At 68.8% G+C, this 23,666-nt stretch carries 18 protein-coding genes; 4 read left to right on the forward strand and 14 right to left on the reverse strand.

What is annotated here, in order from left to right:
• The first annotated feature begins 199 nt into the window (after positions 1-199).
• Positions 200-400: a hypothetical protein gene (locus D7V77_RS02910; RefSeq protein WP_120574752.1), complete on the forward strand. Its 201-nt coding sequence runs from the start codon at positions 200-202 to the stop codon at positions 398-400.
• A gap of 188 nt (positions 401-588) precedes the next feature.
• A complete protein-coding gene (locus tag D7V77_RS02915; RefSeq protein ID WP_120574753.1) occupies positions 589-2,016 on the forward strand; it encodes a hypothetical protein in 1,428 nt (475 codons plus the stop codon).
• Between the two features lie 2 nt (positions 2,017-2,018).
• On the opposite strand, the gene D7V77_RS02920 is transcribed toward D7V77_RS02915, so the two are convergent.
• From D7V77_RS02920 to D7V77_RS02960, 9 genes are read right to left on the reverse strand one after another with little or no spacing between them, the layout of a single operon-like run.
• On the reverse strand, positions 2,019-3,812 hold the full coding sequence (locus D7V77_RS02920) for a Vps62-related protein (protein ID WP_199733725.1): 1,794 nt from the start codon (positions 3,810-3,812) through the stop codon (positions 2,019-2,021).
• Between the two features lie 45 nt (positions 3,813-3,857).
• The gene (locus D7V77_RS02925; protein WP_120574754.1) at positions 3,858-4,553 is read right to left on the reverse strand and encodes a pilin; all 696 of its coding nucleotides are present in this window, start codon (positions 4,551-4,553) and stop codon (positions 3,858-3,860) included.
• Complete coding sequence (locus D7V77_RS02930; protein WP_120574755.1) at positions 4,522-6,132, reverse strand: AMP-binding protein; 1,611 nt, start codon at positions 6,130-6,132, stop codon at positions 4,522-4,524. The genes D7V77_RS02925 and D7V77_RS02930 overlap by 32 nt, the downstream gene beginning before the upstream one ends.
• Before the next feature lie 55 nt (positions 6,133-6,187).
• Positions 6,188-6,961, reverse strand: a complete 774-nt coding sequence (locus tag D7V77_RS02935) for an enoyl-CoA hydratase family protein (protein WP_120574756.1) — start codon at positions 6,959-6,961, stop codon at positions 6,188-6,190.
• Positions 6,958-8,970, reverse strand: coding sequence for an acetyl-CoA carboxylase biotin carboxylase subunit (locus tag D7V77_RS02940; RefSeq protein ID WP_120574757.1), 2,013 nt, complete (start codon positions 8,968-8,970; stop codon positions 6,958-6,960). Before D7V77_RS02940 ends, D7V77_RS02935 begins: the two co-directional genes overlap by 4 nt.
• A gap of 11 nt (positions 8,971-8,981) precedes the next feature.
• Complete coding sequence (locus D7V77_RS02945; RefSeq protein WP_120574758.1) at positions 8,982-10,598, reverse strand: acyl-CoA carboxylase subunit beta; 1,617 nt, start codon at positions 10,596-10,598, stop codon at positions 8,982-8,984.
• Between the two features lies 1 nt (position 10,599).
• Positions 10,600-11,478, reverse strand: a complete 879-nt coding sequence (locus D7V77_RS02950; RefSeq protein ID WP_120574759.1) for an SDR family oxidoreductase — start codon at positions 11,476-11,478, stop codon at positions 10,600-10,602.
• 11 nt (positions 11,479-11,489) lie between these two features.
• A complete protein-coding gene (locus tag D7V77_RS02955; RefSeq protein WP_120574760.1) occupies positions 11,490-12,656 on the reverse strand; it encodes an acyl-CoA dehydrogenase family protein in 1,167 nt (388 codons plus the stop codon).
• A 36-nt stretch (positions 12,657-12,692) separates the two neighbouring features.
• The gene (locus tag D7V77_RS02960; protein ID WP_120574761.1) at positions 12,693-14,387 is read right to left on the reverse strand and encodes an acyclic terpene utilization AtuA family protein; all 1,695 of its coding nucleotides are present in this window, start codon (positions 14,385-14,387) and stop codon (positions 12,693-12,695) included.
• Between the two features lie 96 nt (positions 14,388-14,483).
• On the opposite strand from D7V77_RS02960, the gene D7V77_RS02965 reads away from it, so the two are divergent.
• Complete coding sequence (locus D7V77_RS02965; RefSeq protein WP_120574762.1) at positions 14,484-15,116, forward strand: TetR/AcrR family transcriptional regulator; 633 nt, start codon at positions 14,484-14,486, stop codon at positions 15,114-15,116.
• 30 nt (positions 15,117-15,146) lie between these two features.
• Here D7V77_RS02965 and D7V77_RS02970 read toward each other — a convergent pair whose 3' ends face one another.
• Genes D7V77_RS02970 through D7V77_RS02980 form a run of 3 tightly spaced genes read right to left on the reverse strand, consistent with a single transcriptional unit; the run spans position 15,147 to position 17,524 of the window.
• On the reverse strand, positions 15,147-15,923 hold the full coding sequence (locus D7V77_RS02970) for a zinc-dependent metalloprotease (protein WP_120574763.1): 777 nt from the start codon (positions 15,921-15,923) through the stop codon (positions 15,147-15,149).
• A 23-nt stretch (positions 15,924-15,946) separates the two neighbouring features.
• A complete protein-coding gene (locus tag D7V77_RS02975) occupies positions 15,947-16,747 on the reverse strand; it encodes a serine protease (protein WP_120574764.1) in 801 nt (266 codons plus the stop codon).
• Positions 16,748-16,750: 3 nt separating this feature from the next.
• Entirely contained in the window at positions 16,751-17,524 is a 774-nt protein-coding gene (locus D7V77_RS02980) for a zinc-dependent metalloprotease (protein ID WP_120574765.1), read from the reverse strand.
• 375 nt (positions 17,525-17,899) lie between these two features.
• On the opposite strand from D7V77_RS02980, the gene D7V77_RS02985 reads away from it, so the two are divergent.
• A complete protein-coding gene (locus D7V77_RS02985; RefSeq protein WP_120574766.1) occupies positions 17,900-19,081 on the forward strand; it encodes a DUF6068 family protein in 1,182 nt (393 codons plus the stop codon).
• A 15-nt stretch (positions 19,082-19,096) separates the two neighbouring features.
• On the opposite strand, the gene D7V77_RS02990 is transcribed toward D7V77_RS02985, so the two are convergent.
• Complete coding sequence (locus tag D7V77_RS02990; RefSeq protein WP_120574767.1) at positions 19,097-22,150, reverse strand: poly(A) polymerase; 3,054 nt, start codon at positions 22,148-22,150, stop codon at positions 19,097-19,099.
• Between the two features lie 114 nt (positions 22,151-22,264).
• Positions 22,265-23,659, reverse strand: a complete 1,395-nt coding sequence (locus D7V77_RS02995) for an EH signature domain-containing protein (RefSeq protein WP_120574768.1) — start codon at positions 23,657-23,659, stop codon at positions 22,265-22,267.
• Positions 23,660-23,666 lie beyond the last annotated feature (7 nt).

The following is a 23,666-nucleotide window of genomic DNA, read 5'->3' on the forward strand; positions in this document are numbered from 1 at the left end:
GGGGGAAGGTCGAGAAACAGCTCCTCGGGAGCCACTGACCTTGGGGATGGGTGCGAGGTCGGGAAGGCACACCTCGGATGAGACGGGGAGGCTTCATCGAAGGGGCGTAGGCACCGGCTCCCGGCCCGTGGTGTCAAGCCTCGTCCAATCGAGGACTCGTCTCTAGAATGGACGGGCCGTTCAACCCGGGAGGTCGTACATGCGCAAGGGAATCGCGAAGTTCGTGTTCATGATGGGCGTCGTGGCTGGTGGCGCCGTCGGGGCGCTGATGCCCACCAACTCCGAGGCCATTGGCCTCTGCTCCAACATCTGCATGAACGAAGACTGCTCGTGCTTCCGCCAGTGTGGCGGCGCGGGCGGTGGGCAGTGCGTGTGTTCGGCCGAAACCATCTGCCAGTAGGCCGCAGCGGAGGAACCGCGGCCGGGCCCATCACGGGGCCCGGACGTACCCGCCTCGCCCGGTTACAAACGGCCAGAGCCCCGCATGAAAACAGCGAAGGCCGTGCACCGCCACGCCCTGTCGCGAGAACTCACCGAAGCAACTTCTCGCGCGGCATCCGGCCGGGCACCTGGGTAGCATGCGCGGCCATGAGCCTGTGCCAGAATGAGTTCGTCTCCCGCGCGGAGGCCGTGCGCGCCCGGCTCGAAGGCGCCGTCCTCGAAGCGCTCTCCCATCACGGTGAGCCTTCGGTCTCGGACCTCGCCGCTGTCTTTCGGAAGGACGCGCAGCGGTCTCCGTCCCAGGTCGCGGAGGCGCTATGTCCCGGCCCCCTGTCGCCCATCGGCTTCGCGGCCCTGGTGATGCGCGAGCTGCTGGCGCCCGAGGACTCGGTGCTCGAAGGGACCCTCTCCGAGGTCCGGGTCATCACGGGCAACGCGCGGGCCGCCGGCTTGCTGCGTGTCACCGCGCCCCTCGTCGTCCTCGGGGACCTGGAGGTGGCGGGCGTGCTGGAGGACTGCGGACCGGATTCGACGGTGGTGGTCGTGGGCCGTTGCACGGCATGGGGGCTCCAGACGTCTGGGAACTTCCTGGTGCTCGGCGACCTCGTGGTCCGGGACGCCATCCAGGGCATCTACAACGACGACAGCCTCGTCGTGGCGGGTGACCTCACCACGCGCTTCCTCGACGAGAACGATCACGACGTCACCTGCTACGGCGAGACCCACACCGAGCAGCACCTGGAGAACGGCCGCCCCGGCGAGGAGGCCGCCTCGCTCGCGTCCACCTTCCTGCGCCCCGAGCTGTGGAACCTCGATCTGGGGGAGATCCACCACAACGCCTTGTTCAAGCGCATCCACGAGGGCGAGCCCGTCTTCACGGACACGCTCCAGCCCCAGCAGGTCCGCGAGCCGGATGAACCCACCGCCGAGGAGCTCGAAGGCCTGGACATCGCAGGCATCGCGGCCCAGGCGTCGAAGAACGCGCGCGCGAGGGACGTCGTCTACGCCCAGCGCAAGACGGGCGAGGTGTGGCTGATGCGTCCAAGCAGCCTGCCCCTGCACATCTTCGACGGGAAGCAGTTCCTCGGACAGGGGACGCCCCCGGAGCTCGACGTGAAGCAGCGGGCTTCGGAGCGCGTCACCTTCTGGCGCAAGCGGGGCGACCTCTTCATTGAGATCGAACGCTTCGGCGCCATCGTGCAGTTCCACGCGGGACTCAACAACGGGTCGATGCGCACGTTCCGCTTCGCCTTCGAGACCTCCGACGCCGCCGCACAGGAGGTGCGGCGGCTGGAGGCCCGCTACGAAGGAGACTTCCTGCGCGTCACGACCGTGGTTCCCGGCCGGGGCCCGCTCGAACGGGAGTTCGCGAAGTACGGCGGACCGAAGAACGAGTACACGTCGGCCATCGTGGACGGCACCACGCTGGTCACCCGCGACGACGAGCGCCAGGACTTCGATGACGAGGCCTCCGCCCTGAGCGCCCTCGATGATTGGATCGCCGAGAAGCGCCAGGCGGGGTTCGACCTGAAGATCCTGGAGTGGAAGCCCTTCGGCCTCCTGGGCAGACGCTAGGACTACTCCAGGAGCATGTACTCCGGCTGGTACACCGACCGGTTCCGCAGCGGCGAGGGACCGCCGCTGTTCACGCAGTAGCCGGTCGGATTGTCGCAGCCGGACTCGGGGTTGCCCCAGTACGCCGTGAGGTTCATCCAGGCGAGCGACCCCGTGTACGTCCCCGCCGGCTGCCAGGGAATGACCACCACGTTGTTCCAGGTGTCCCACGCGAGCCCGGCGCCGGTGTCGTCCGCCAGGAAGTCGCCGTTGAAGATGGTTTCGTAGATGTGCCGCGCGGCGTCCGGGTAGAGGCCATGCGAGCCATTGGCGGAGAACACCTCCGGATGCCAGCCGGTGAGGAACACGGCCTTGTCGCCGAAGGTGAAGGTCTGCCCGTTCGCGTGCTGGCTCAGGTAGACCTGCGCGGGGCGCCCGTCGATGAAGCGCACGGTGAGGTGCTCCCAGTCCCCCACGTGGTTTCCGAAGGTGGAGTAGCCGCCCACGCAGCCCCAGGGCGAATACCAGCCAATGCACACGCGCTTGCCATTGTTGTAGGGATAGAAATTCCAATACAGCACGTCCGTCACGTTCGTCGGCAGACCGCCCTGGGTGCGCGTGATGACCTGCGCGTAGACGGGCACCGGCGTCTGGTTGGGGCGCTGGCCGTCCAGGAACTGCGGATCCGTGCAGGAGTCACAACCCAGCGCCTGGTTCGTCACCAGGTGGCCGTTCTCCTCGTGGACGTTGGCCAGGTGGAACTGCGTGGAGGACGGGAAGTAGGCCTCGTCCGGATGCAGCCACACGCGCGGCGCGAACGCAGCGACCGTCTGCGAGTCCACGGGCAGCCCCCGCAGCTCCGCGTTGGACGTGGCGCTCTTGTTGAGGACCCAGTAGCGGTTGCCGCCCGTGTCGCCGTGGCTGGGGCGGGAGATGAAGGTGGACGCGGGCAGGCCGCGGTGGTCGCGCGCCGCCGCCTGCCACACGCCGATGTCGTCGTCCGCGCCGGAGCCCCTGTCGTCCCACACCCAGGCGGGATTGGCGGGCAGCACGTATTCGCTCCGCACGCAGCGGATGAGGTCCGTGGAGGGCTTGGAGTAGCCCAGCACCGCGACGTGGCCCAGACAGGTGTAGCCCGCGGGCGCGACCGGCTCCCAGAAGGAGACGTCGTGCGTTCCACCGGAGCCGGAGTCGTCCCAGATCCAGTTGTAGTTGGACGGACGCGCGAGCAGGTCGCCCTCCCCGCGAACCACGAACGTCGTCGCGGGCGCCTGTCCCCGGTTCGGCATGGCCACGTCGCCCAGCGAGAAGAAGCCCGGCGTCTGGGAGAGGTCCGGGCGCAAGATGGCGATGTCGTTCGTCGCGCCGGTGCCGTGATCGTCGTAGACCCAGCTGAAGCGGCTCGTGGGCCGGACCTCCAGGGCCTTGGGATGGCGCAGCACCCCGGAGTCCGACGCCAGGGTGAACTCGGCGCTCTGGCCCGACAGCGCGGTCGCGGCGACGAGCTGGTAGCTGCCCGGGGCCAGCGTGACGACCAGGCGCGAGTTCGTGCCGCCACCGCCGTTGTTGTCCTGCGCGAGGATGGTGCCGTTCGCATCCAGCAGGTACAGCCAGGCATCCGCGGACGACGTCAGCGTGAACGTCACCGGGTTGCTGGACGTCTGTGAATCCAGCAGGAACACCCGGTTGCCCGGACTGGAGGGGCTCTGTCCTCCCGAGCCCTGCCAGAAGCCGTAGACGGTGTTCGCGTGGGCTGCGTTCGCCACGAGCGAAGACGTGGCGAACGCGACGAGGGATAGGAATCGCCGGAGGACCATGGATACCTGGGGAAGGAGGGAACCCAGGACCCTACTCCGGGACTGCTATTGCCGGACGTCGTTCACGTGGTTGTACGGGGTGCCCAGCTCGATGGTTTCACCGTTGGCGGCCGTGCGATTGACGGTGGAGATGCTCCACACGTCCAGCGTGTCATCGTTGTCCACGTTGCCCACGCACGCGGCCGTCACGACGCAGTCGGGACACGTCCCCTCCACGCCGGGCTTCACGCCCGCCTGAGCCAGGGCCGCCTGGATTTCAGCCGGATCGATCGCGGGGAAGGCCGCCCCCACGGGGATGACTTCCTCCGGCATCCGCAGCAGATAGGCATAGCGATTGCGCGGTCCCGGCTCGATGCCCATCGCATCGAGGCTGACCAGGGGCTGCTCGTCCACCATGCTCACCCTCGCCGCGGTGAAGACCGCCTTCAGGTTGACCTTGCACTCCGCCTGCTTCGAGCGCGCCTGGAACCTGATGAAGTTGGGGATGGTGATGGCGGCCACGATGCCAATGACGAAGGGCCCCAGTCCCGCCACGATGAGGGCCGCGATGGCGAGCCCCCTGCGCCCGGCATGCTCCGGATTGCCTGTCTTCACCATCGCCATGATGGCCAGCACGAGGCCCACGGGCCACAGGAAGACCACGCACAGGCTCGTGATGGCGAAGCCCAGTGCGACTCCAGGCAGGACGGTCTTCTTCGGCGCGGCGGACTCAGGGGGTCTGTGGGTCGTCACGCCCCGCATCGTAGTGCCGGGCGTACTGCTGACGGAGCACGAACTTCTGGGCCTTGCCCGTGCTGGTCTGCGGCATGACCGGGAGCAGGACGATGGCCTTCGGCACCTCGAACCCACCCAGGTGCTGGCGGCAGTGGGCGTTGATCTCCGCCTCCGTGGCGGAAACGCCGGGCTTGAGCACGACGAAGCCCGTCACCGCCTCCGCCCAGCGTGAGTGCGGCAGACCCACCACCGCGACCTGAAGCACGGCGGGGTGACGCAGGAGGACCTCCTCGACCTTGATGGACGGGACGTTCTCTCCGCCTGTCTTGATCATGTCCTTCTTGCGGTCCACGAAGAGGAGCTGGCCGTCGGCGTCGAACATGCCCAGGTCGCCGGTGTGGTGCCAACCGAAGGCGCTCGCCCGCGCGGTCGCCTCCGGGTCCTTGTAGTAGCCGAGCATCACGTTGGGCCCGCGGTGGACGATCTCCCCCACCTCGCCGCGCCCGAGCAGCCGGCCCTCGTCGTCCATGATGGCCGTCTCGTTCGTCACGACCGAGTCGCCCCAGTACGAGCCGAACCGCTTGAGCTGCTGCTCCGGCTTGAACATGGTCGTCGCCGGGTACATCTCCGTCTGCCCTGATGCGAGCGCGAAGCCGCCCGGGCAGAAGTGCTCGATGAGCTCCACGAGCATCGTGCGCGCCATGGGCGCCATCACGTAGAGGCACAGGCGCAGGCTGGACAGCTTCGTGGCCGGACGCGCCGGGTGCGCCAGCATCGCGCCGTACATCACCGGCAGGCCCAGCAGGAACGTGATGCCGCGCCGTTCAATGGTCGCGAGCATCGCGCCCGGGTCGAAGGCCCGCCGCACGACGACCGTCGCCCCGGCCAGCAGGAGCGTCATCACGATGGCGTGCTGCGCGCAGTGGAACATCGGGAGCACGCAGATGGTCGAGTCCGACGGGCGCATGCCCAGCTCGAACAGGTTCCCACTCAGCGCCGCCTGCACCGACGCATGCGAATGCATGACGCCCTTCTGCTGGCCGGTGGTGCCGCTGGTGTACATGATCTGCGCGAGCTGGCCGCTCTGGATGTCCACCTCCGGCAGCGTGCCGCGCTGCCCCTTCAGCGTGTCCAGGAACGCGACCGCGTCCCCGCCCGGCGCCGCCTGCCCTTCCGGCACGCAGACGATGACGCGGGTGCCCAGCGCATCGAGCATCGCCCGCAGCCCGGGCTTCGCGAGGAGCTCGGCGTCGACGACGGCGTGCGTCGCCTCGGCGTGTTCGACGATGTACTGGACGGCCTCCACGGAGAGGCCGGTGTTGATGGGCACCCAGACGAGCCCTGACTTGTAGATGCCCACGAACGCGGTGAGCATCTGCGCGGAATTGCCGCAGAGCATCGCGATGCGCGCACCCTGGGGCAGGCCCTGTGCGAGCAGGTAGTGCGCGAACGCGTTCGAGCGCCGGTCGAGCTCCGCGTAGGAGAACTCGAGGTCCCCGTCGACGAGCGCCGTCCGCTCCGGCCAGCGCAACGCCGACCGGTGGACGATGTCTCCCAGCGAGACGCGGCTGATGCGCGGGGCCTGAGGTGCCTGGATCGCGGACATCGTGTGCTCCATTCCGCCCGTTCGGGCGTCGGGTCGAACCGGGTGCTCCCGCAGCCTATTTCGGCGCGGCCCACGCGGGAGGCCGGCGCTCCAGGAAGGCGAGCATCCCCTCCTGGGCCTCCTCGGAGGCGAACAGCCGGCCGGAGAGCGCGACCATCTCCGCACCCCCGACATCGATGCGCGCGCGCAGGCCAGAGGCCACCAGTTGCTTGGTCTCGCGCAGGCCCTGCGGAGACGACACCCGGAACGTCTCCAGGATCTGCTCGACGGCGCCATCCAGTGACGCGTCCGGCACGGCGGAGGTGATGAGCCCGATGCGCGCGGCTTCGGCCGCGTCGAACGCCTCACCGGTGAGGAAGTAGCGGCTCGCCGCCCGGCTGGTCAGGTGCGGCAGGGTGGTGAGGGAGATGACCGCGGGCGTCACGCCAATGCGCGCCTCCGTGAAGGCGAACTTCACGGACTCCGCGACGACCGCCACGTCGCACGCGCCCACGATGCCGATGCCGCCCGCCCTCACCTGCCCCGCCACCTTCGCGACGACAGGCTGGGGCAGCGTCACGATCGTGCGCAGCACGTCGAGCAGCACGCCCGGCGCCTTCGCGGCGCCTCCGTCCGCCATCTCCGAGAGGTCCGCCCCCGCGCAGAACGCGGGGCCGGTGGCCGCGAGGACGACCGCGCGCACGCTCGAGTCGGCGCCCACGGCGTTCAGCCGCTCCAGCAGCTGCGTGACGAGCGCCCGCGAAAGCGCGTTGCGGTTGCGCGGCGAATCGAGCGTCAGGGTCGCGACGCCACGAGAGACTTCGTACCGGACGAGCGGTGCTTCACTCATGCTGCCTCCTTCGCTGCGGGGGAGACGACCGCGACGACATGCCGTGCCGGCACCTGCGCCCCGACCGTGACGTTCACCGCCGTGACCACGCCATCCGTGGGTGCGATGAGGGACGACTCCATCTTCATCGCTTCGAGCACCACCAGCACGTCGCCCTTCTTCACGGTCGCGCCGACTTCGGTGCTCACCCGGATGATGCGGCCATCCATGGGCGCCCGCAGGCGGCCGTCGCTGGCGCGCTCGCGTTCGGAGGGCAGCCGGAAGGAGACGTCGCGCAGCTGGCGCGTGATGCCGTCCAGCGAGCACCACAGCGTGCCACCCGCCCGGCGGTAGCGGACCGCGCGACGGCGGCCCGCCACCTCCACCTCCGCGCGTTCGGCACCGAGGCCGCGCAGGGAGAGCGCGAACGAGGTATCACCGACGCGGACCTCGTAGGCCTCCGGAGCGACGGGGCGCACCGAGGCGCGGAACTCCGAAGCACCGTCATGCAGGCTGACCGGCACCGGCAGGGCATAGGAGCTGCTCCAGCCGGTGAGCGTCGCGTCGAAGCCCCCCTTCCGCGCGAGCGCCTGCGCGTCGTCGTGGAAGAGCAAAGCGGCCAGGATGGCCTGGTCCTCCAGGGAGGCCTTCCCGAGCTCTTGCAGCATCTCCGGCGGCGTGTGCGCGCCGACGAAGCCCGTGTCGTACCGGCCGGAGCGGAACGCCTCATGCTCGAGGACGTGCTGGATGAACGCACTGTTCGTCGTGACGCCGAACACCGTCAGCTCGCGCAGCGCCGCGGCCAGTCGCTCACGCGCCGTCTCGCGGTCCGGTCCGTATGCGATGAGCTTCGCCTGCATGGAGTCATAGAACGGCGTGATGTCCTGCCCCTCGCGCACGCCATGATCCACGCGGACGCCCTCCCCCGACGGCGGCTCCCATGCGAGGAGCCGGCCCGTCTGGGGGAGGAAGCCCCTGGCCGGATCCTCCGCGCACAGGCGCGCCTCGATGGCATGTCCGCGCCAGGTGATCTCCGGCTGCGTCAGCGGGAGCGGCTCGCCGTCCGCGACGCGCAGCTGCCACTCGACCAGGTCGAGTCCGGTGATGAGCTCCGTCACCGGGTGCTCCACCTGGAGGCGCGTGTTCATCTCCATGAAGAAGAAATCGCCGTTCGGAGCCAGGAGGAATTCGATGGTCCCCGCGCCGCGATACCCGATGGCGCGGATGGCCTGCACCGCCACGGACCCCATGCGCTCGCGCAGTTCGGGCGTGACGGCCGGAGACGGGCTCTCTTCAATCACCTTCTGGTGCCGGCGCTGAACGGAGCAGTCGCGCTCGCCCAGGTGCACCGCGTTGCCATGCGCGTCCGCGAAGACCTGCACCTCCACGTGACGCGCGCCTTCAATGGCCCGCTCCAGGATGAGCTCGCCGCTGCCAAACGCGTTCGTCGCCTCCGAGCGCGCCGAGCGGATGGCGTCGAGCAGCGCGCCCGGCTCGCGGACGAGCCGCATGCCACGCCCGCCACCACCCGCCGCTGCCTTCACCATGATGGGGAACCCGACGCGCTGCCCCTCACGGACCAGGGCCTCGTCTTCGAGTGACTCGCCAGGGCGCGCCGCCTCATAGCCGGGGATACAGGGCACGTCCGCTGCCTGCATGCGCAGCTTCGCCTGCCGCTTGTTCCCCATCAGCTCGATGGCTTCCGCGGGCGGCCCGACGAAGACGAAGCCAGCCTCCGCGCACGCGCGCGCGAAGTCCTCGTTCTCCGACAGGAAGCCGTACCCGGGATGGATGGCATCCGCGCCGGAGGCCTTCGCCGCGGCGAGGACCCGCTCGATGGAGAGATAGGACTCCCTCGCGGGCGGAGGCCCCAGGTGCATGGCCTCGTCGGCGAGCCGCACGTGAGGGGCATCGCGGTCCGCGTCGGAGAAGACCGCGACCGTGCGCAGTCCGAGGCGGCGACATGTGCGCAGCACGCGCACGGCGATCTCACCCCGGTTCGCCACCAGCACCTTGTGGATGCGTTTCATGATTCTCCTCGCTACAGCCGGGCGACGCCGAAGGAGTTGGGCGACAGCGTGCGGCGCGAAGCCTCGTCGCACGTGGCCAGGATGAACCCGAGCACCCGCCGCGTGTCCCGGGGGTCGATGACGCCGTCGTCGAACAGCCGCGCGCTGCATTGGAAGGCGTCCGACTCGCGGTCGAACTGCTCGATGAGTGGCTTCGCCATCCCGTCCAGGAACTCCTGGTCAGGCGGCAGCCCCGCGCGCCGGGCCTTCTCCGTGGCGACGATGGTGAGCACCTTCGCCGCCTGCTCGCCGCCCATCACGGCCGTGCGCGCGTTGGGCCAGGCGAAGATGAAGCGAGGGTGGAACGCGCGGCCGCACATGCCGTAGTTGCCCGCGCCGAAGGCACCGCCCAGCAGCAGCGTCATCTGCGGCACGGTCGCGTTGGCCACGGCCTGAAGCATCTTCGCGCCGTGCTTCACGATGCCGCCCTGCTCCGACTGCGTGCCCACCATGTAGCCCGTGGTGTTCTGCAGGTAGATGATGGGTGTGCGCGCCTGGCAGCAGAGCTGGATGAACTGCCCCGCCTTCGTCGCGCCCTTCGCGGTGATGGGCCCGTTGTTGCCGATGAGGCCCACCGCCCGGCCCTCGATGCGCGCCCAGCCGCAGACGGTGAGCGCGTCGTAGTCGTCCTTGAACGGCGAGAAGTCCGATCCATCCACGAGCCGCGCAATCACCTCGCGGCAGTCGTAGGGCTTGCGGTGGTCCATGGGCACGACACCGCACAGCTCCTCCACCGCGTAGCGGGGCGGCTCGAAGGCGGGACGCGCGGACGCCAGCAGGGCGTCATTCCACCCGAGCGACGCGACAATCTCCCGCGCGATGCGGATGCCATCGGCGTCGTCCTCGGCGAGGTGGTCGGAGGTGCCGGCCACGGTGGTGTGCATCTCCGCGCCACCCAGGTCCTCGTCCGTGGCGACCTCGCCCGTGGCCGCGAGCAGCAGCGGCGGTCCAGCGAGGAACACCTTCGCCTTGCCGCGCACCATGACGACGTGGTCGGACAGGCCCGGGATGTACGCGCCGCCCGCGGTGCTCGAACCGTGGACGACGGTGACCTGGGGGATGCCGGCCGCGGACAGCTTCGCCTGGTTGTAGAAGGTCTCTCCGCCCGGGATGAAGATCTCCTGCTGGTAGAGCAGGTTCGCCCCGCCGCTCTCCACGAGCGACACCACGGGCAGCCGGTTCTGCAGGGCAATCTCCTGCGCACGCAGCGCCTTCTGGACACCCCAGGGCGTCGCCGTGCCGCCCTTCACGGCGGAGTTGCTCACGAACACCAGGCAGCGCACGCCGGACACGAAGCCAATGCCGATGATGGTGTTCCCACCGGCCAGCGAGCCGTCGCTGTCGTCGTGGTGCTTGTAGCCACAGAGCGTGGAGAGCTCCAGGAAGGGCGAACCCCGGTCGAGCAGCAGCGCCAGGCGCTCACGCGGGAGCAGCTGCCCGCGCTGCTTGAACTTGTCCCGGGCCAGCTGTTCGGTGTCGCGCGACTTCTGCTCGATGGCGCGCAGCTCCGCGACGCGGGAGAGCATCTCCTGGCGCTGCGTGGTGAAGGTGGCGGAGGCCGGTTCGACCTGGGAGATGAGCGTGGGCACGTCACTTCTCCTTCGGGCCGTCGAGGATGGCGGGCCCCTTGGCCAGATGGAACCCGTCGTAGGGCTTCGAGTTGGAGTGCTCCGACAGCGGGAACGCCTTGGTGTTGCAGGACGCGCCGCCGTCGATGCGGATGACCTCGCCGGTGATGAACGCCGCCACGTCGGAGAGCAGGAACACGATGGCGCCGCTCACCTCCGCCTCGGTGGCCAGCCGGTGCAGGGGCACCTGCTTGCGCAGGAAGGGGATCATCTCGCGGACGAAGGGGTCCTCGTAGGTGTCCAGGCCGCTGGAGGCCACCCAGCCGGGCGCGACGGCGTTCACTCGAACGCCGGAGGCGGCCCACTCGACGGCGGCCGTCTGCGTCAGGTTGAACATGCCGGCGCGCGCCGCGCCCGAGTGCCCCATGCCCGGCATGCCGTTCCAGGCATCCGCGAGCATGTTCACGATGGCGCCGCCGTGCTCGCTCATGGACTGGGTGAACACCTCGCGCGCGACCAGGAAGCCGCCGGTGAGGTTCGTGGAGACGACCGCCTCGAAGCCCTTCTTGGAGATCTGCGACAGCGGCGACGGGAACTGCCCGCCAGCGTTGTTCACGAGCCCGTGGATGCGGCCGTGCTTCTGGACGACGGCGGCGACCATGTCGCGCACCGCGGCCTCGTCCCGGATGTCCACGGCGTGCTGCGTGGACGCGTGGCCCTCGGCGGAGAGCTCGCCAGCGACCTTCTCGAGCTTCTCCGTCTTGCGGCCCACGAGGACGATGTGCGCGCCGAGCGACGCCAGCTCATGCGCGGTGCACCGGCCAATGCCACTGCCGGCGCCGGTGACGATGATGGTGCGGCCCGCGAAGGAGTTCGGGGCGAAGACTGAACGGTATCCCATCGTATTGCTCCTCAGCCGCGCACCTTGCGGGGCAGCGTTCCCATGGCCTTGCTGATGATTCCGAGCATCACCTCGTCGGCGCCGCCGCCGATGGACCCCAGACGCAGGTCCCGGTAGGCGCGGGCGACGGGGTTGTCCCAGGTGAAGCCCATGCCGCCCCAGTACTGGAGGCAGCCATCGACGAGCTCGCGAGCAAGCCGGCCCGACTTGAGCTTGCACATCGAGGCGAGCTTCACGACCTCCGGGTCGTCCTTGTTCTCGATGTACATGGCGACGGTCCGGTAGATGAGCGCCCGGAGCGACTCCACCTCCGTCTGCAACTCAGCGAGCCGGAAGTGCACGCTCTGGTTGTCGAGGATGGACTGGCCAAAGGCCTTGCGCTGGCGCGTGTACTCCGCCGTCTGCGCGATGAGCCGGTCGAAGGTGACCAGCGTGCTCGCCGACACGAACAGCCGTTCCTCCTGGAACTGCTGCATCTGCATCGCGAAGCCGCGCCCCTCGTCGCCAATGCGGAAGCGCGCCGGGACGCGCACGCCGTCGAAGAAGAGCTGCGCCGTGTCTGACGCCCACATGCCGAGCTTGCGGATCTTCGACCGCGTGATGCCGGGGCTGTCCATGGGCACGATGATGAGCGACTTGTTCGCGTGCGCGGGCCCGTCACCCGTGTTGGCGAGCAGGCAGATCCAGTCCGCCTGCATGCCGTTGGTGATCCACATCTTGCTGCCGTCGATGACGTAGTCGTCGCCATCGCGGCGCGCGGTGGTCGTCACGCTCGCCACGTCGGAGCCGGCACCGGGCTCGCTCACCGCGATGGAGCAGACGCGCTCGCCTGTGAGCGTGGGCGCCAGGAACTCCCGTCGCAGCGCATCACTGCCGAAGCGCGCGAGCGCGGGCGTCGCCATGTCCGTCACGACGCCGATGGCCATGGGCAGCGCGCCGCAGGTGCAATGGCCCAGCTCCTCCGCGAAGGCGACGGAGAACGACGCGTCCAGCCCCAGCCCGCCGAACTCCGTGGGCTTGGTGATGCCGAGCAGCCCGAGCTCGCCCAGCTTCTTGAAGACCTCTCGCGCCGGGAAGATCTCCGCCGCCTCCCAGGCGTCAATGTGCGGGTTCAGCTCCTGTTCCACGAACTTGCGGACGGTCTGGCGGATGGCGCGGTGTTCCTGGGTCTGCTGCATGGGCTTCCTCGGTGGGCTCGGGCGCGTGCGAAGGCGCTACAGAAGCGATTCAGGGACGTCGACATGGCGCGAGCGCAGCCACTCGCCGAGCGCCTTGGCCTGTTGATCGAAACGGGTGGAGGACGAGACACCTTCGCCGAGCAGGCCCTCGATGACGAAGTTCAGGGCGCGCAGGTTCGGCAGCACGTGCCGCTGGACCTTGAGCTCCCGCGCCTCCGGAAGCAGCTTGCGCAGCTGCTCCTCCGTGAGCGTGTGCACCAGCCAGCTCCAGGCCTCGTCGGTGCGGACCCAGACGCCGATGTTCGCGTCTCCGCCCTTGTCTCCGCTGCGAGCCAGGGCCACCTGGCCGAGCGGCACACGCCGGGTGGGGCCCGCCAGCAGCGGCGCGGGCAGCGACGGCGCGGGGACGGCTTCGAGCCCCCGCGTCTCCTTCGTCGGCAGCACGTCGATGCGCCGGCCATCCGGGAGCACCGCGACGTGCGGCACCTTGCGCGCATCCACATACGCCGGCGTGTAGACGCCGAAGGGCGAAGCATCACCGGGCAGCGAGGGGAGGAAGAAGCCGGGGTAGCTGGACAAGGCGAGCTCCACCACGGCGCCGCTGAAGGCACGGCCGGCGACCTTGGGGTCGGCATCCTTCACGGTGACCCGCAGCGTCGCCGACGCCTGCTCCTCGCTCGGAGCGTCGGCGTGGTCGGTGCGCGCGAGCGTGTAGAGGACTTCGGCGGGCCGGGGCTCGAGCGTCGCGTCGAGTTGGGCGCGCACGAGCGCGGCCTTCTCCTCGATGTCGAGGCCGACGAGCATGAACTGGGCCTCGCTGCGGAAGCCGCCGAGCCGGTTCAGACACACCTTCACGTCCGGAGGAGGCGGCTCACCGCGCACGCCAGACAGGCGCACCCGGTCCGTGCCGTCGGCGTCCACCACGATGGTGTCGAAGCGCGCCGTCGCGTCCGGGCCTGCGTAGCGGGCACCGCCAATCTCATAGACGAGCTGGGCCTTCACGGTGTCGACGGTGACGGCGCCGCCGGTGTACGGATGCTTGGTGATGATGCTGGACCCGTCCGCGAAGATCTCCGCGAGCGGGAAGCCGGGACGGCGCGCGTCGAGTTCACCGAAGCGCGCGAAGTTGCCGCCGGTCGCCTGGGCTCCGCACTCCAGGACGTGGCCCGCGACCATGGCGCCAGCAATGCGGTCCCAATCGTCGCGCTTCCATCCAAAATGGGCGGCCGCGGGACCGACGACGAGCGATGCGTCCGTCACACGCCCCGTGACGACGATGTCCGCGCCCGCTTCCAGGCACGCGGCGATGCCCCAGCCACCGAGGTACGCATTCGCGGTGAGGGGCTGCTCGAAGCCCAGCTCGTCCGCGCGTCCGACGAGGTCATCGCCTTCGACGTGCGCGACGCTGACGGTCAACCCAAGCTTCGTGGCGAGCGTGCGCAGGTCGTTCGCGAGCCCCTCCGGGTTGAGGCCACCGGCGTTGGCGACGATGCGGACCTTGCGCTCCACCGCGAGGCCGAGCGTCTCCTCCAACTGGCGCAGGAACGTCTTCGCGTACCCACTGGACGGGTTCTTCAGCCGATCCCTGCCCAGAATGAGCATGGTCAGCTCCGCCAGGTAGTCGCCGGTGAGGACGTCCAGCGGGCCGCCCTCCAGCATCTCCCGGAACGCGGAGAAGCGGTCGCCGTAGAAGCCGGATGCATTGCCGATACGCAGCGAACGCGCGTCCATCGCACCTCCAGAACCAGGGAGCGGCGAGTCTGTCCCCCACGTCCAAATAAAGCAATCACGATTGCTTTTTTCTTCCCGTCGCAACACTGTGGCCGCATGAGCGGCACGGCGAGCGGAACGACACGGCAGGAGCAGGAGCGCAGCCGGGTGACGCGGCAGAAGCTGATGACGGCCGCCATCGAAGTGCTGGTGGAGAAGGGCTGGGCGGGGGCGACCATGGGCGCCATCGCCGAGCGCGCGGGAGTGTCACGCGGCGCCTGCCAGCACCACTTCCCGACGCGCGCGGCCCTGGTCGCGGCCGCCGTCGAGCACGTCTTCCGCCAGCAGGTCGAAGAGCTGGTGCGGCGCGCGAAGGGCCTGCCGGAGAGCCGGCGGCGCGTCGAGCCGCTGCTGAACCTGCTCCACGACGTCTACGCCGGCCCGCTCTTCACCGCCGCGACGCACCTCTGGGTGGCGGCCGTGGCGGATGAAGAGCTGAAGGCCATCCTGCTGCCGTTGGAGACGCACGTCGGCCGTGAAGTACACCGGCTCACCGTCGAGCTGCTGGGGCTCGATGAGCGCGACCGCGACGTCCGCGACGCCGTGCGTGCGACGCTGGACCTCCTCCGCGGACTGGCGTTGGCGAACCTGCTCCACGACGACACGGCCCGGCGCCGCAAGGTGTTGGCCCACTGGGCGCGGACGCTCGAAGCGCAGCTCACGCCCAAGCGCGCGACGCAGGCGGACTGAGCCTGGTCGCGCGCCGGACTCTCGCCAGACTCAGCAGCGGTAGAGGTACGTCAGCGCGGTGATGTCCGTGCTGGTGAACTCACCGGTCGGGTTCGCCGGGAGGCAGGCGTTGAAGATGGACCCGTTCACGTAGGACGTGGAGGGCGTGCCAGGGATGAGGATGGCGCCCACGCCCGCCGTGCCCTCGCTGCCGCCCGTGCCGCAGCTGATGACCTGGGAGTAGTAGTCCGAGTGGCGCATGCCGACCGCGTGCCCCAGTTCGTGGGTCATGATGTGCTCGACCGTGTCGAGCGGCGAGGTGTTCCACCCCGTGCCGATGTTGATGGTCCCGTAGGGAAGGCCGCCGGAGGGGTAGCCCGAGCTGTAGACCATGCCCGCCGCGGTCGCCGCGGTGATGTTCGCGTTGCAGCCGGTGGTCGGGCCCCGCACCATCGTGAAGCAGAGACCCAGGGCGTTGTAGTTCTGGATGGCCAGGTCCAGGCCCTGGCTGAGGCGGCTGTAGGTGTTGAACGCGGACGTAGGGTTGATGCAGATCTTCCTCACGACCGCTTTGTTGATGACGTTCGTCGTCCGGTACTGCTCCTCGCTGTCCCCACCGGACTGGAGCATCTCGCGGGACGCTTCGACGCTCACCTGCGCGTCGCCGCCCACGTAGACGGACTCGTCCACGACCTTGATGTCGCGGGCCTGGAACCCCGCCTCGATCAGGTTGGAGATGGTCTCCTGGTGCTCTGGCCCCAGGTCGGTCCCACAGCCGGACAGCAACGCACCACAGCCCACCACGAGCACTGCCGCACTCTTGAACATGGTCGTCTCCCCTCGGTCTGGCTTCAGCGCGCGACGATGTCGGCGTCCACCAGGTACGGGGACGCAGCGACAATCGCTTCCATCGTCCAACCCCGGTTGGCGCCACGGCCGGTCGCGTCGCAATCGCCGTCGGTGTGGACGCCCACCAGGTGGCCCTGACGGTTGATCACGCCCGCGCCGGAGCTTCCGACCAGGGTGTCCAGGTCCACGTAGTAGACCAGTGAGTCGCAGGCATCCAGGTAGTCGCCTTCGGCGATGACCTTGGGCTTGCCCCGGGGATGCTGGATGATGGCCAGCCGCTCGCTGGGAACGGCTGAAAGCAGGACCGGCGTCACCTGGGGAATCACGTCCAGTTTGATGAGCGCGTAGTCGGGTTCGAGCGACTGCTCGATGACAGTGCCCTCGGTGATGAGCGGGTCTCCGTCAGCCTGCTCCTCGAAGTTGAAGACGAGCAGCGGCCGGTCACCGAGAGAGGCACAATGTCCCGCCGTCACCACCACGGGACCCGCGCTCGCTTCAATCAATGTTCCGGTGCAGCGCCCGTCAATCAGGACGACCGCGTCCTCGACCGTCTGCGCGACGTCCGCGAACTCGCCCTGGTAGCTGTTGATGGGAGTGAAGTTCTCGGTCGGGCCACACTGCGTCTGGCCGCGAACCTCCGGAGGCTGGCGCACCCGCGACGCCGCGGGGCTCTCACACACCACCGGATGGGACTCCGCGGGCACCTCTTCCTTTCCACAGGCCGTAAGGCCCAGGAGGATGAAGGTGCCCGCGAGGATGCGACCCCTCGGACTCATGAAGGACTCAAGGGGTCGCAACGCCATTGCTTAGTAGATGGCGTTCAGCGCCGTGATGTCGGAGCTGGTCCACTCGCCCGTCTCCGTCGAGCGGAAGCAGGAGTTCATGATGGAGCCGCCGACCGTCGCGGTGCTCGGCGTGCCGCTGATGAGGATGGCGCCCACGCCCGCCGTGCCCTCGTTGCTGGCGGCGCCGCCGCAGCTGATGGCGCGGTTGTAGTAGTCCGAGTGACGGAAGCCGACGCAGTGGCCGAGCTCGTGCGTGATGACGTGCTCGTTCACGTCCACGCTGTAGGTGTTCAGGCTGGTGCCGATGTTGATGGTGCCGTAGGGCTTGCCGCCCGACGGGAAGCCCGCGGAGCCGCCGGCGCCGGAGGTCACCGTCGCGGTGATGTTCGCGCTGCAGCCCGTGGAGGGGCCACGCACCATCGTGAAGCTCAGGCCGCGCTGGTTGTAGTTCTGGATGGCCAGATCCAGGCCCTGGCTCAGGCGGGTGTAGCTGTTGAACGTGGACGTGGGGTTGATGCAGATCTTCGTCACGCTCGAAGCGACGACGTTCGTCGTGCGGTACTGCTCCTGGGTCTCCTTGGCCGCGGGCTGGAGCATCTCGCGGGACGCCTCCAGGGTGACGTGCGCGTCACGGCCCACGTACACCTGACCCTCGGCGACCATGATGTCGTCCGCGGGGAAACCGGCCTCGACCAGGTTGGAGACGATCTCCTGGTTCTCGGTCTCCAGGTCGGTACCGCAGCCAGACAGCATCGCACCACAGCTCGCCACGAGGACTGCCGCCTTCTTGAACATTCGTCGTTCCTCTGGTTCGGGGGAGATCCGCTGCCGCCTGACCTTCCCGTCAGCCGCGGACAGCTTGCCCAGCCACTGAGCAACTGCCGGGCCAGCCGCGCTCCAGAGGGAATAACCCGGTTTTGTTGAATTGCTTGGAGCGCCAGCACTCCAGCTTCCAAGAATGTGAGCGTAACGTCACGTGACGCTTTCAATTCCAAGTGGCTGTTGTGACAGAGTTTTTACTCGTCACCCTGGGATTCACTGATTTTCGGACACGGGTGACTTCTTATCGGTCACCCTCCCCAGGGTCGCATTTACTCCCACTATTCCGGAAATCCTCACTGAACGTGCGATAGCTGCGAATTGAATCCACTCCCGGTATTTCCCGTCCCCATGACCATGCGCCCTTCCCTTCCCCTTGCCGCGCTGTTGGGTGCGGCCCTGTCGTTCCTCCCCGGCTGCGAGAGCACGAAGTCGAGCGGCCCTTCCGCATCCGACACGCGAGCCGACAATGCGGCGTCCGTGCAGGCCGCCGAGGCCTGGTCGCGCGCACGCGTGGGAGACCGCGTCACCTATTCCTTCAGTGCGACGCGGGGTCCCGAGCCTCGCGGTGGCGGCACCGCGCGCACGGTCCAGGGACAGCTGACGCTGGAAGTGGTGGCCGTGCAGCAACCCTGGGTCTGGGTGCGCGCGGCCTACAGCGATGAGGGCGGCAAGCCACTGCCCCAGGCGAAGCTGGCGAAGGATCTGATCATCCCCGTGCGCGCGGACATGACACGCGCGCTCGACGTGCCGCACGGAGGCACGGCCACCGCGGAGGTCGCCTCCAGCGCGGGACGCAACTGGGAGGCCGTGCGCTACGTCACCGACCAGCGCTCCTTCGATGGTCCCCTGCGCACGCGCGTGTATGCCAATGCGCCGGGCCCGCTGTACCTCGCCCGTGGCCTGATTGAAGGGAGCACGGAGTCCGCCGGCTTCCGCGTGCCGGGGGGATACCAGCTGAAGCTCAAAGAGGTCCGTGAGGGCTCGGCCGATGCCAGCGCCCCGGTGCCCGCGCTGGAGCGGCCCCTGGGCCCGGGCGCGTACTACGAGCGATACGTGGACGTGGGTCCTGGCCCCGGAGTGCAGCGCGTGTGCTTCACCGCGGAGCGCGGTTACCTCCTGCGCACCGAGGGCCCCGTCGACGCCAATGCAGCCCCCTGCTCCGACTTCTCCCAGGCCGAGCCGGAGCCCCTGGAGGAGCTGCTGATGGGCATCCCCTCGGAGGTGGTGTTCACGGAGGACTGGCCGCCCGCCGCGGCGGCCAACGGCGCCCGGGGCACGTTCAGCGCGGAGGGCCACAATGTTCCCGCGCTCATCACCCAGAGCAGCGAGGACGTCGAAGGCACCCAGCGCGCCTTCTCCGAGACCTACGCGGCCGACCCGTGGGCGCCGGGGCTCGCGGGCCTGCCGTATGAAGCGCGCTTCCAGCCGCTCGCCAACACCACCGAGCGAGTGGTGCCGGGCGGCAAGAACGAGCCCGAGGGCGGCACGAAGATCGTGCGCTGGGGCTCGTGGCTCGCGGGACAGAAGTAACGCGGGTGACACGCGTCACGGAGCGGGAGTGTCGCTCCGTGCGCTGTCATTGCCACGCACCCATTCGACCTGGAGCACCGCGCCAGATGGGCGGTGAGTCCATTCCTGGAAGGACGCGCGGAACGCCTCCACGGCCGCGAACAACGGACTGGACGGATGCCAGGACAACGCAGCCGCGTCCCGTGCTTCACGCACCTCCAGACCGATGAGCAGCGCTCCTGAAGCCTGTGCGGGTTGCAGCGGACGAACGGAGAGACGGCGGTCTCCTTCCAGCCGATACACCAGGGCCGTGACGTGTCCGAGGATCCACCCCGCGACGACCTCCCGGTCCTCGGCGGTGGGCGCGTCGACGGACAGGCGCAACATGACTGGTGGGGTCTCATTGGCGCCCAGAGGCTGGAAAAGCGTCGCCCAGGCGGAAGGCGTGCGTGAGGCCCGGGCCTTGGCCACGAGCTCGCGAGCACGGAGCAGTTCCTCCCGGATGACGCGGTAGGTGGATCGCGACACGTTGCGCGCGGTGTTTCGAGCAGGGAGCGCGGGGGCGATGACGGGCAGGAGATCGCGCTTTCCTTCAGGCCGGTAGCGCGCGGTTTCGGGCGTGAGCGTCACGGGTTGCGGCCACGGCCAGGAGGCGAAGGTGCCGAAGAAGTGCGCGAGCAGCGCCGCGTCGGACCGCATGGCCTCCGGAGTCGCGCGGGTGCAGGCCCAGGCCGCGAGCAGCGTCCACGACAACCCACCGAGATAGCCCAGCGCGTGTGAGTAGATGCCCCGGGCCCTGGCCCAGTCCTTCACCGCGAGCATCAAGGTCTGGAACCGCGCGGTCCGCTCGGCGTCACGAGCAACGGCGTTCATCAGGCCCAATGTATCGGCCAGGCCCAACACAGCGCGGAGGCCCGCGGGGTCGAGCCGCTCGCCGTGCTGCTCAAGCAGCGTCAGGGGGGCCTCCGGGGGCACGCCCTCCGGACGGCTCGCATAGGCCAGGTCGAAGCTCACGCCTCCGAGTGATAGCTTCACCAGCGGGATGGCGGCGTCCGCCACATAGCGGGCCGTGCCCGGTGCCAGTTCCTGGAGGAGCGCTCGCGCGAAGTCATCGCGGGGCAGGATCGCCGGTCCGATGGCGACCGCGTCCACGTCACTGCCCGCGCCATCCGTGCCCAGGAGATAGGAGCCATACGGATGCAACGTGGCGCCGATCCGTTCGCAATGCTGACGCAGTTGAGCCACCGCCGCGGTCCTGGCGGCGTGTCCTTCGTGTGACTCGGCGGCGCCGATGGAGGCCAGAGCATCGCGCAGCGGAGCGTCTTCGTACTCCGGGATTGCGCGGGGCGCCTGTGCCAGGGGAATGCGCCGGATGACCTCGAAGGGAGTGTCACCCTTCCTCCGGATGAGGCAGAGCTCGCCCACGCGGAACTTCAGCGGCCGCCATGCGCGCTGCCACTCGCCGAGCATGCGGATGATGTCCGCGGAGAGCGGAAGCTGTCCCACGGAGAGATGGGGCGTGAAGCCACCGTGAGCGGACGAGGCGCATTCGGGAAGGGCCGCCACGAGCTTCGCGTGCAGGGCCGCCAGCGCGTCGGAGGGCTGGTCGTCAGGGCGGAGCCACGCTGTCGCATTGGCGCGGTGCTCGAAGTGGCCGAACGTGGAGAGCGTCACGTCGAAGGGTTCGACGCCCTGAAGGGCATCCAAGAGGATGGCTTCCGCCGTCTCGAAGTCCTCTTCCGGAACGAAGGGATACAGCAGCGTGATGTGAGGCATCCACCGCTGGAACTTCGCGTCGTGCTTCTTGCGCAGCGCCTGGATGGGGCCCCAGACGTCGTCAGGAGGGATGAGTACCAGGGCCGTGTGATGGACCAGCGCCGTGGAGGGCGCCTCGCGAGACTCGATAGCCTTACGGCGCAGGACACAGCGCAGGCCGAAGTGATCCGAAGCGAAGAGGGCCTGTCCGATGGGCCCGGGCGGTCCCGCCAGGGGCGCTTCGCCGAAGAGTTCCACGGACTCAGGAGCGAGCCGGCCCGAAGGAGACACCACCAGCACCCGGTCCAACCGCCGGAGCGTTCCCGAGACGGTGGTGAGCGCCGCCAGGCTGTTCAACCGAGGGTTGAATGTCTCCCCCGCTTCCGAAGGTCTCAGCGAGGACCACGCATCCACGAAACCAGCGCGCGCGAAGGACTCTGCTTCCGGCGCACCGTCGCCAAAGTTGAAGTCACCGGCCAGCACCAGGTCCGGGGCCTCGGTCTCGCTCGTGGAGCCGAGCACGCGGGCCCACTCAAGGAGGGCCTCGACCTGGACGGCGCGCGCGGAGGCTCCGGACGCATCCCGGTCGCTCGTCAGGTGCGGAGTGGCCACCCACAGCGTTCCGTCCGACAGGTGCAGTTCGGCGGCGATGATGCGCTTGTCGCGGGAGAAGACGCGCTGCCACAAAGAGGCGAACGGCACGCGCGATAGGAGCACCTGTCCGTAGGGCGTCACGGTCTGCGCGCCGGGACCATCAGACATCCAGAAGTGTTCGCGCACCCAGGGTTCGGAGAGCAGGGCTTTGAGGAACGACGGGGTGACTTCCTGGAGCGCGATGACGTCCGCGTCGGTCTCACGGAGCAGCGCGAGCGCCGCCGGGATCCTGCGTTCGGTCGCCAGCAACTGCGCGTCGTACAGGTCGAAGAGGACGTTGAAGGTGGCGACGGTGAGCGGCGCCGCGGCGGGAGGCGCGTTGCCCGGCTCACGAGAGGCCTGGGTCCACGATCCAGCGCGCGCGTCGTACCGCCATGCGGGCAAGGGCGTGAACCCAGGCACCGTGACGGGCTGGGGTGGCGCGGTCTCTTCCGCGGGCCGGGTATTGCTCAGCAGATCGATGCGCGCCTTGCGGTCCCACACCACCAGGGTCCCGCGCTTGAAGTACCAGACGCGGTGCCACGGAATCTCGCCGTCGGGGACGAACGCCTCGAAGGGCATCTCCTCCAGCGCGCCGCGGTGAGCGTCGTAACCGACGACGAACTCGCGGGCGTCATGCCGCGAGTCCCACCGGATCCGGTGATACACCTCGCGGCTGGTCGTGAAGCGTTCCTGGGACATGGCGGGGCTCGTGGCGAAGGGTACTGGAAGGCACGCCAAGATGGGCCGCGCACGCGCCGCGTTGACGCGACGGCGTGAGTCCGCCTGACAGGCACCATCACAAGGTCCGGCGGCTCAGCGCACGTTGCGTTTCACACGGCGGTCCTTCGCGATTCCCAGATCCAGGAGTGCCTGCTCGAACCGGAGTTGCCACCCGGGCGTATGGACCAACCGTAGCGCCCCCTTGTGTTTGAGATGGCCTGCCTGTTCAACGGCCTTGCGCCTCAGCACCTGGGTCGACTCTCCATGCTCGTAAATGTAGGTGGCGTTTCCAGTCCTTGAGAACTCCACCGCCACGTGCCTCTCGAAGGACAACTCGAACGCGCTGGTATCGCCCTGTGGAAGCCGCTTCGCCCGTCGGAACGCGGCTTGCTGTTCGACGGGCAGCGTCGCGACCCTCGAGTGCAGGGCGTCATACGTCACGGAGTCGAGCCAGCAGGTCGTCCGGCGGATGGACCCCAGGTAGTTCAACCAGAACTTCCGCCGGTCCTGCTCGTGCATCGCGCGCTCGAAGAAGAACTCCAGGTCCTGCTGGATGAGCGCAGTCAGGAACTCATCGAACGCCGGCTTCCCCAACGCACGTACGGCCTGCCACGCCTGGGTCAAGGTCGTCAGCCGGGGATCCCCGAAGACACTGTCCCTGGCGATCAACCGTTCCTCAAGCCGCCCCCGCACGTCAGACGAAACCTGGCCATTCCCCCAGCACGCCAAGGTGGCGGCGACCACCGCGACACGGGCCTCCAGCGGAGCCGAGACCGCGACCTCATCCGTGTTGTTGTGCGGCATCCACGACCGCCCCAGGGGCGCATCCACGAGGAACTTCAATCCCTCCGCCACGTCCTGCCGGGCCTGAAGCCTCCGCAGCAGGTACTTCGCGATGACGTGCCCCGCGTAGGAGTTCCCAGGCTTGAGACCGGCGTTCTTGAGCATCTCGACCACATCCACCAGGGGATGGGCCAGCCAATGCTTCGCGAGCGTGCCCGGCCCATCAGGGCCCAGTGCCTCTTCGACGGCCATGGGAAGCGCCCACCGCAAGGCGCTCTTCGCCAGGGGACGCTGGCCCACCAGCTTCGCCCAGTCGCGCTGAGAAGCGGCGTCCTCGGATGAGCTCCAGTCACGGAGGCGCTGCCGCACCAGCCGGGGCAGAGTTTCCGGGCTCTGGTCGAGGAACCAGGCCATGCGCTCCGGGCCCACCTCACGCCATAGACCCGGCACCGCGCGTCGCTCCCGGCGGGTCAGACTGGCGAAGTCCTGCGCATGCAGCTTCTTGAGCACCGCCGGGACGTCCAGCGTCTGCCGCATCCTGACGAGGCGATCGGGCTCACGGTCATCCGCACGCTGCTGGGCTGTCTCCACGCGAAGGAAGAGCTGCTGCATTCCCTCTTCCACCTGCTGCTGGAATGTCCCGAGCCCGGCCAGGACGACCTTCTGCCGTTCGCCTATCTCATCAAGCCAGTCGTCCAGTCCCATGGAGCCC

It is taken from the genome of Corallococcus sp. CA041A, assembly GCF_003612075.1.
Lineage (GTDB): Bacteria > Myxococcota > Myxococcia > Myxococcales > Myxococcaceae > Corallococcus > Corallococcus exiguus.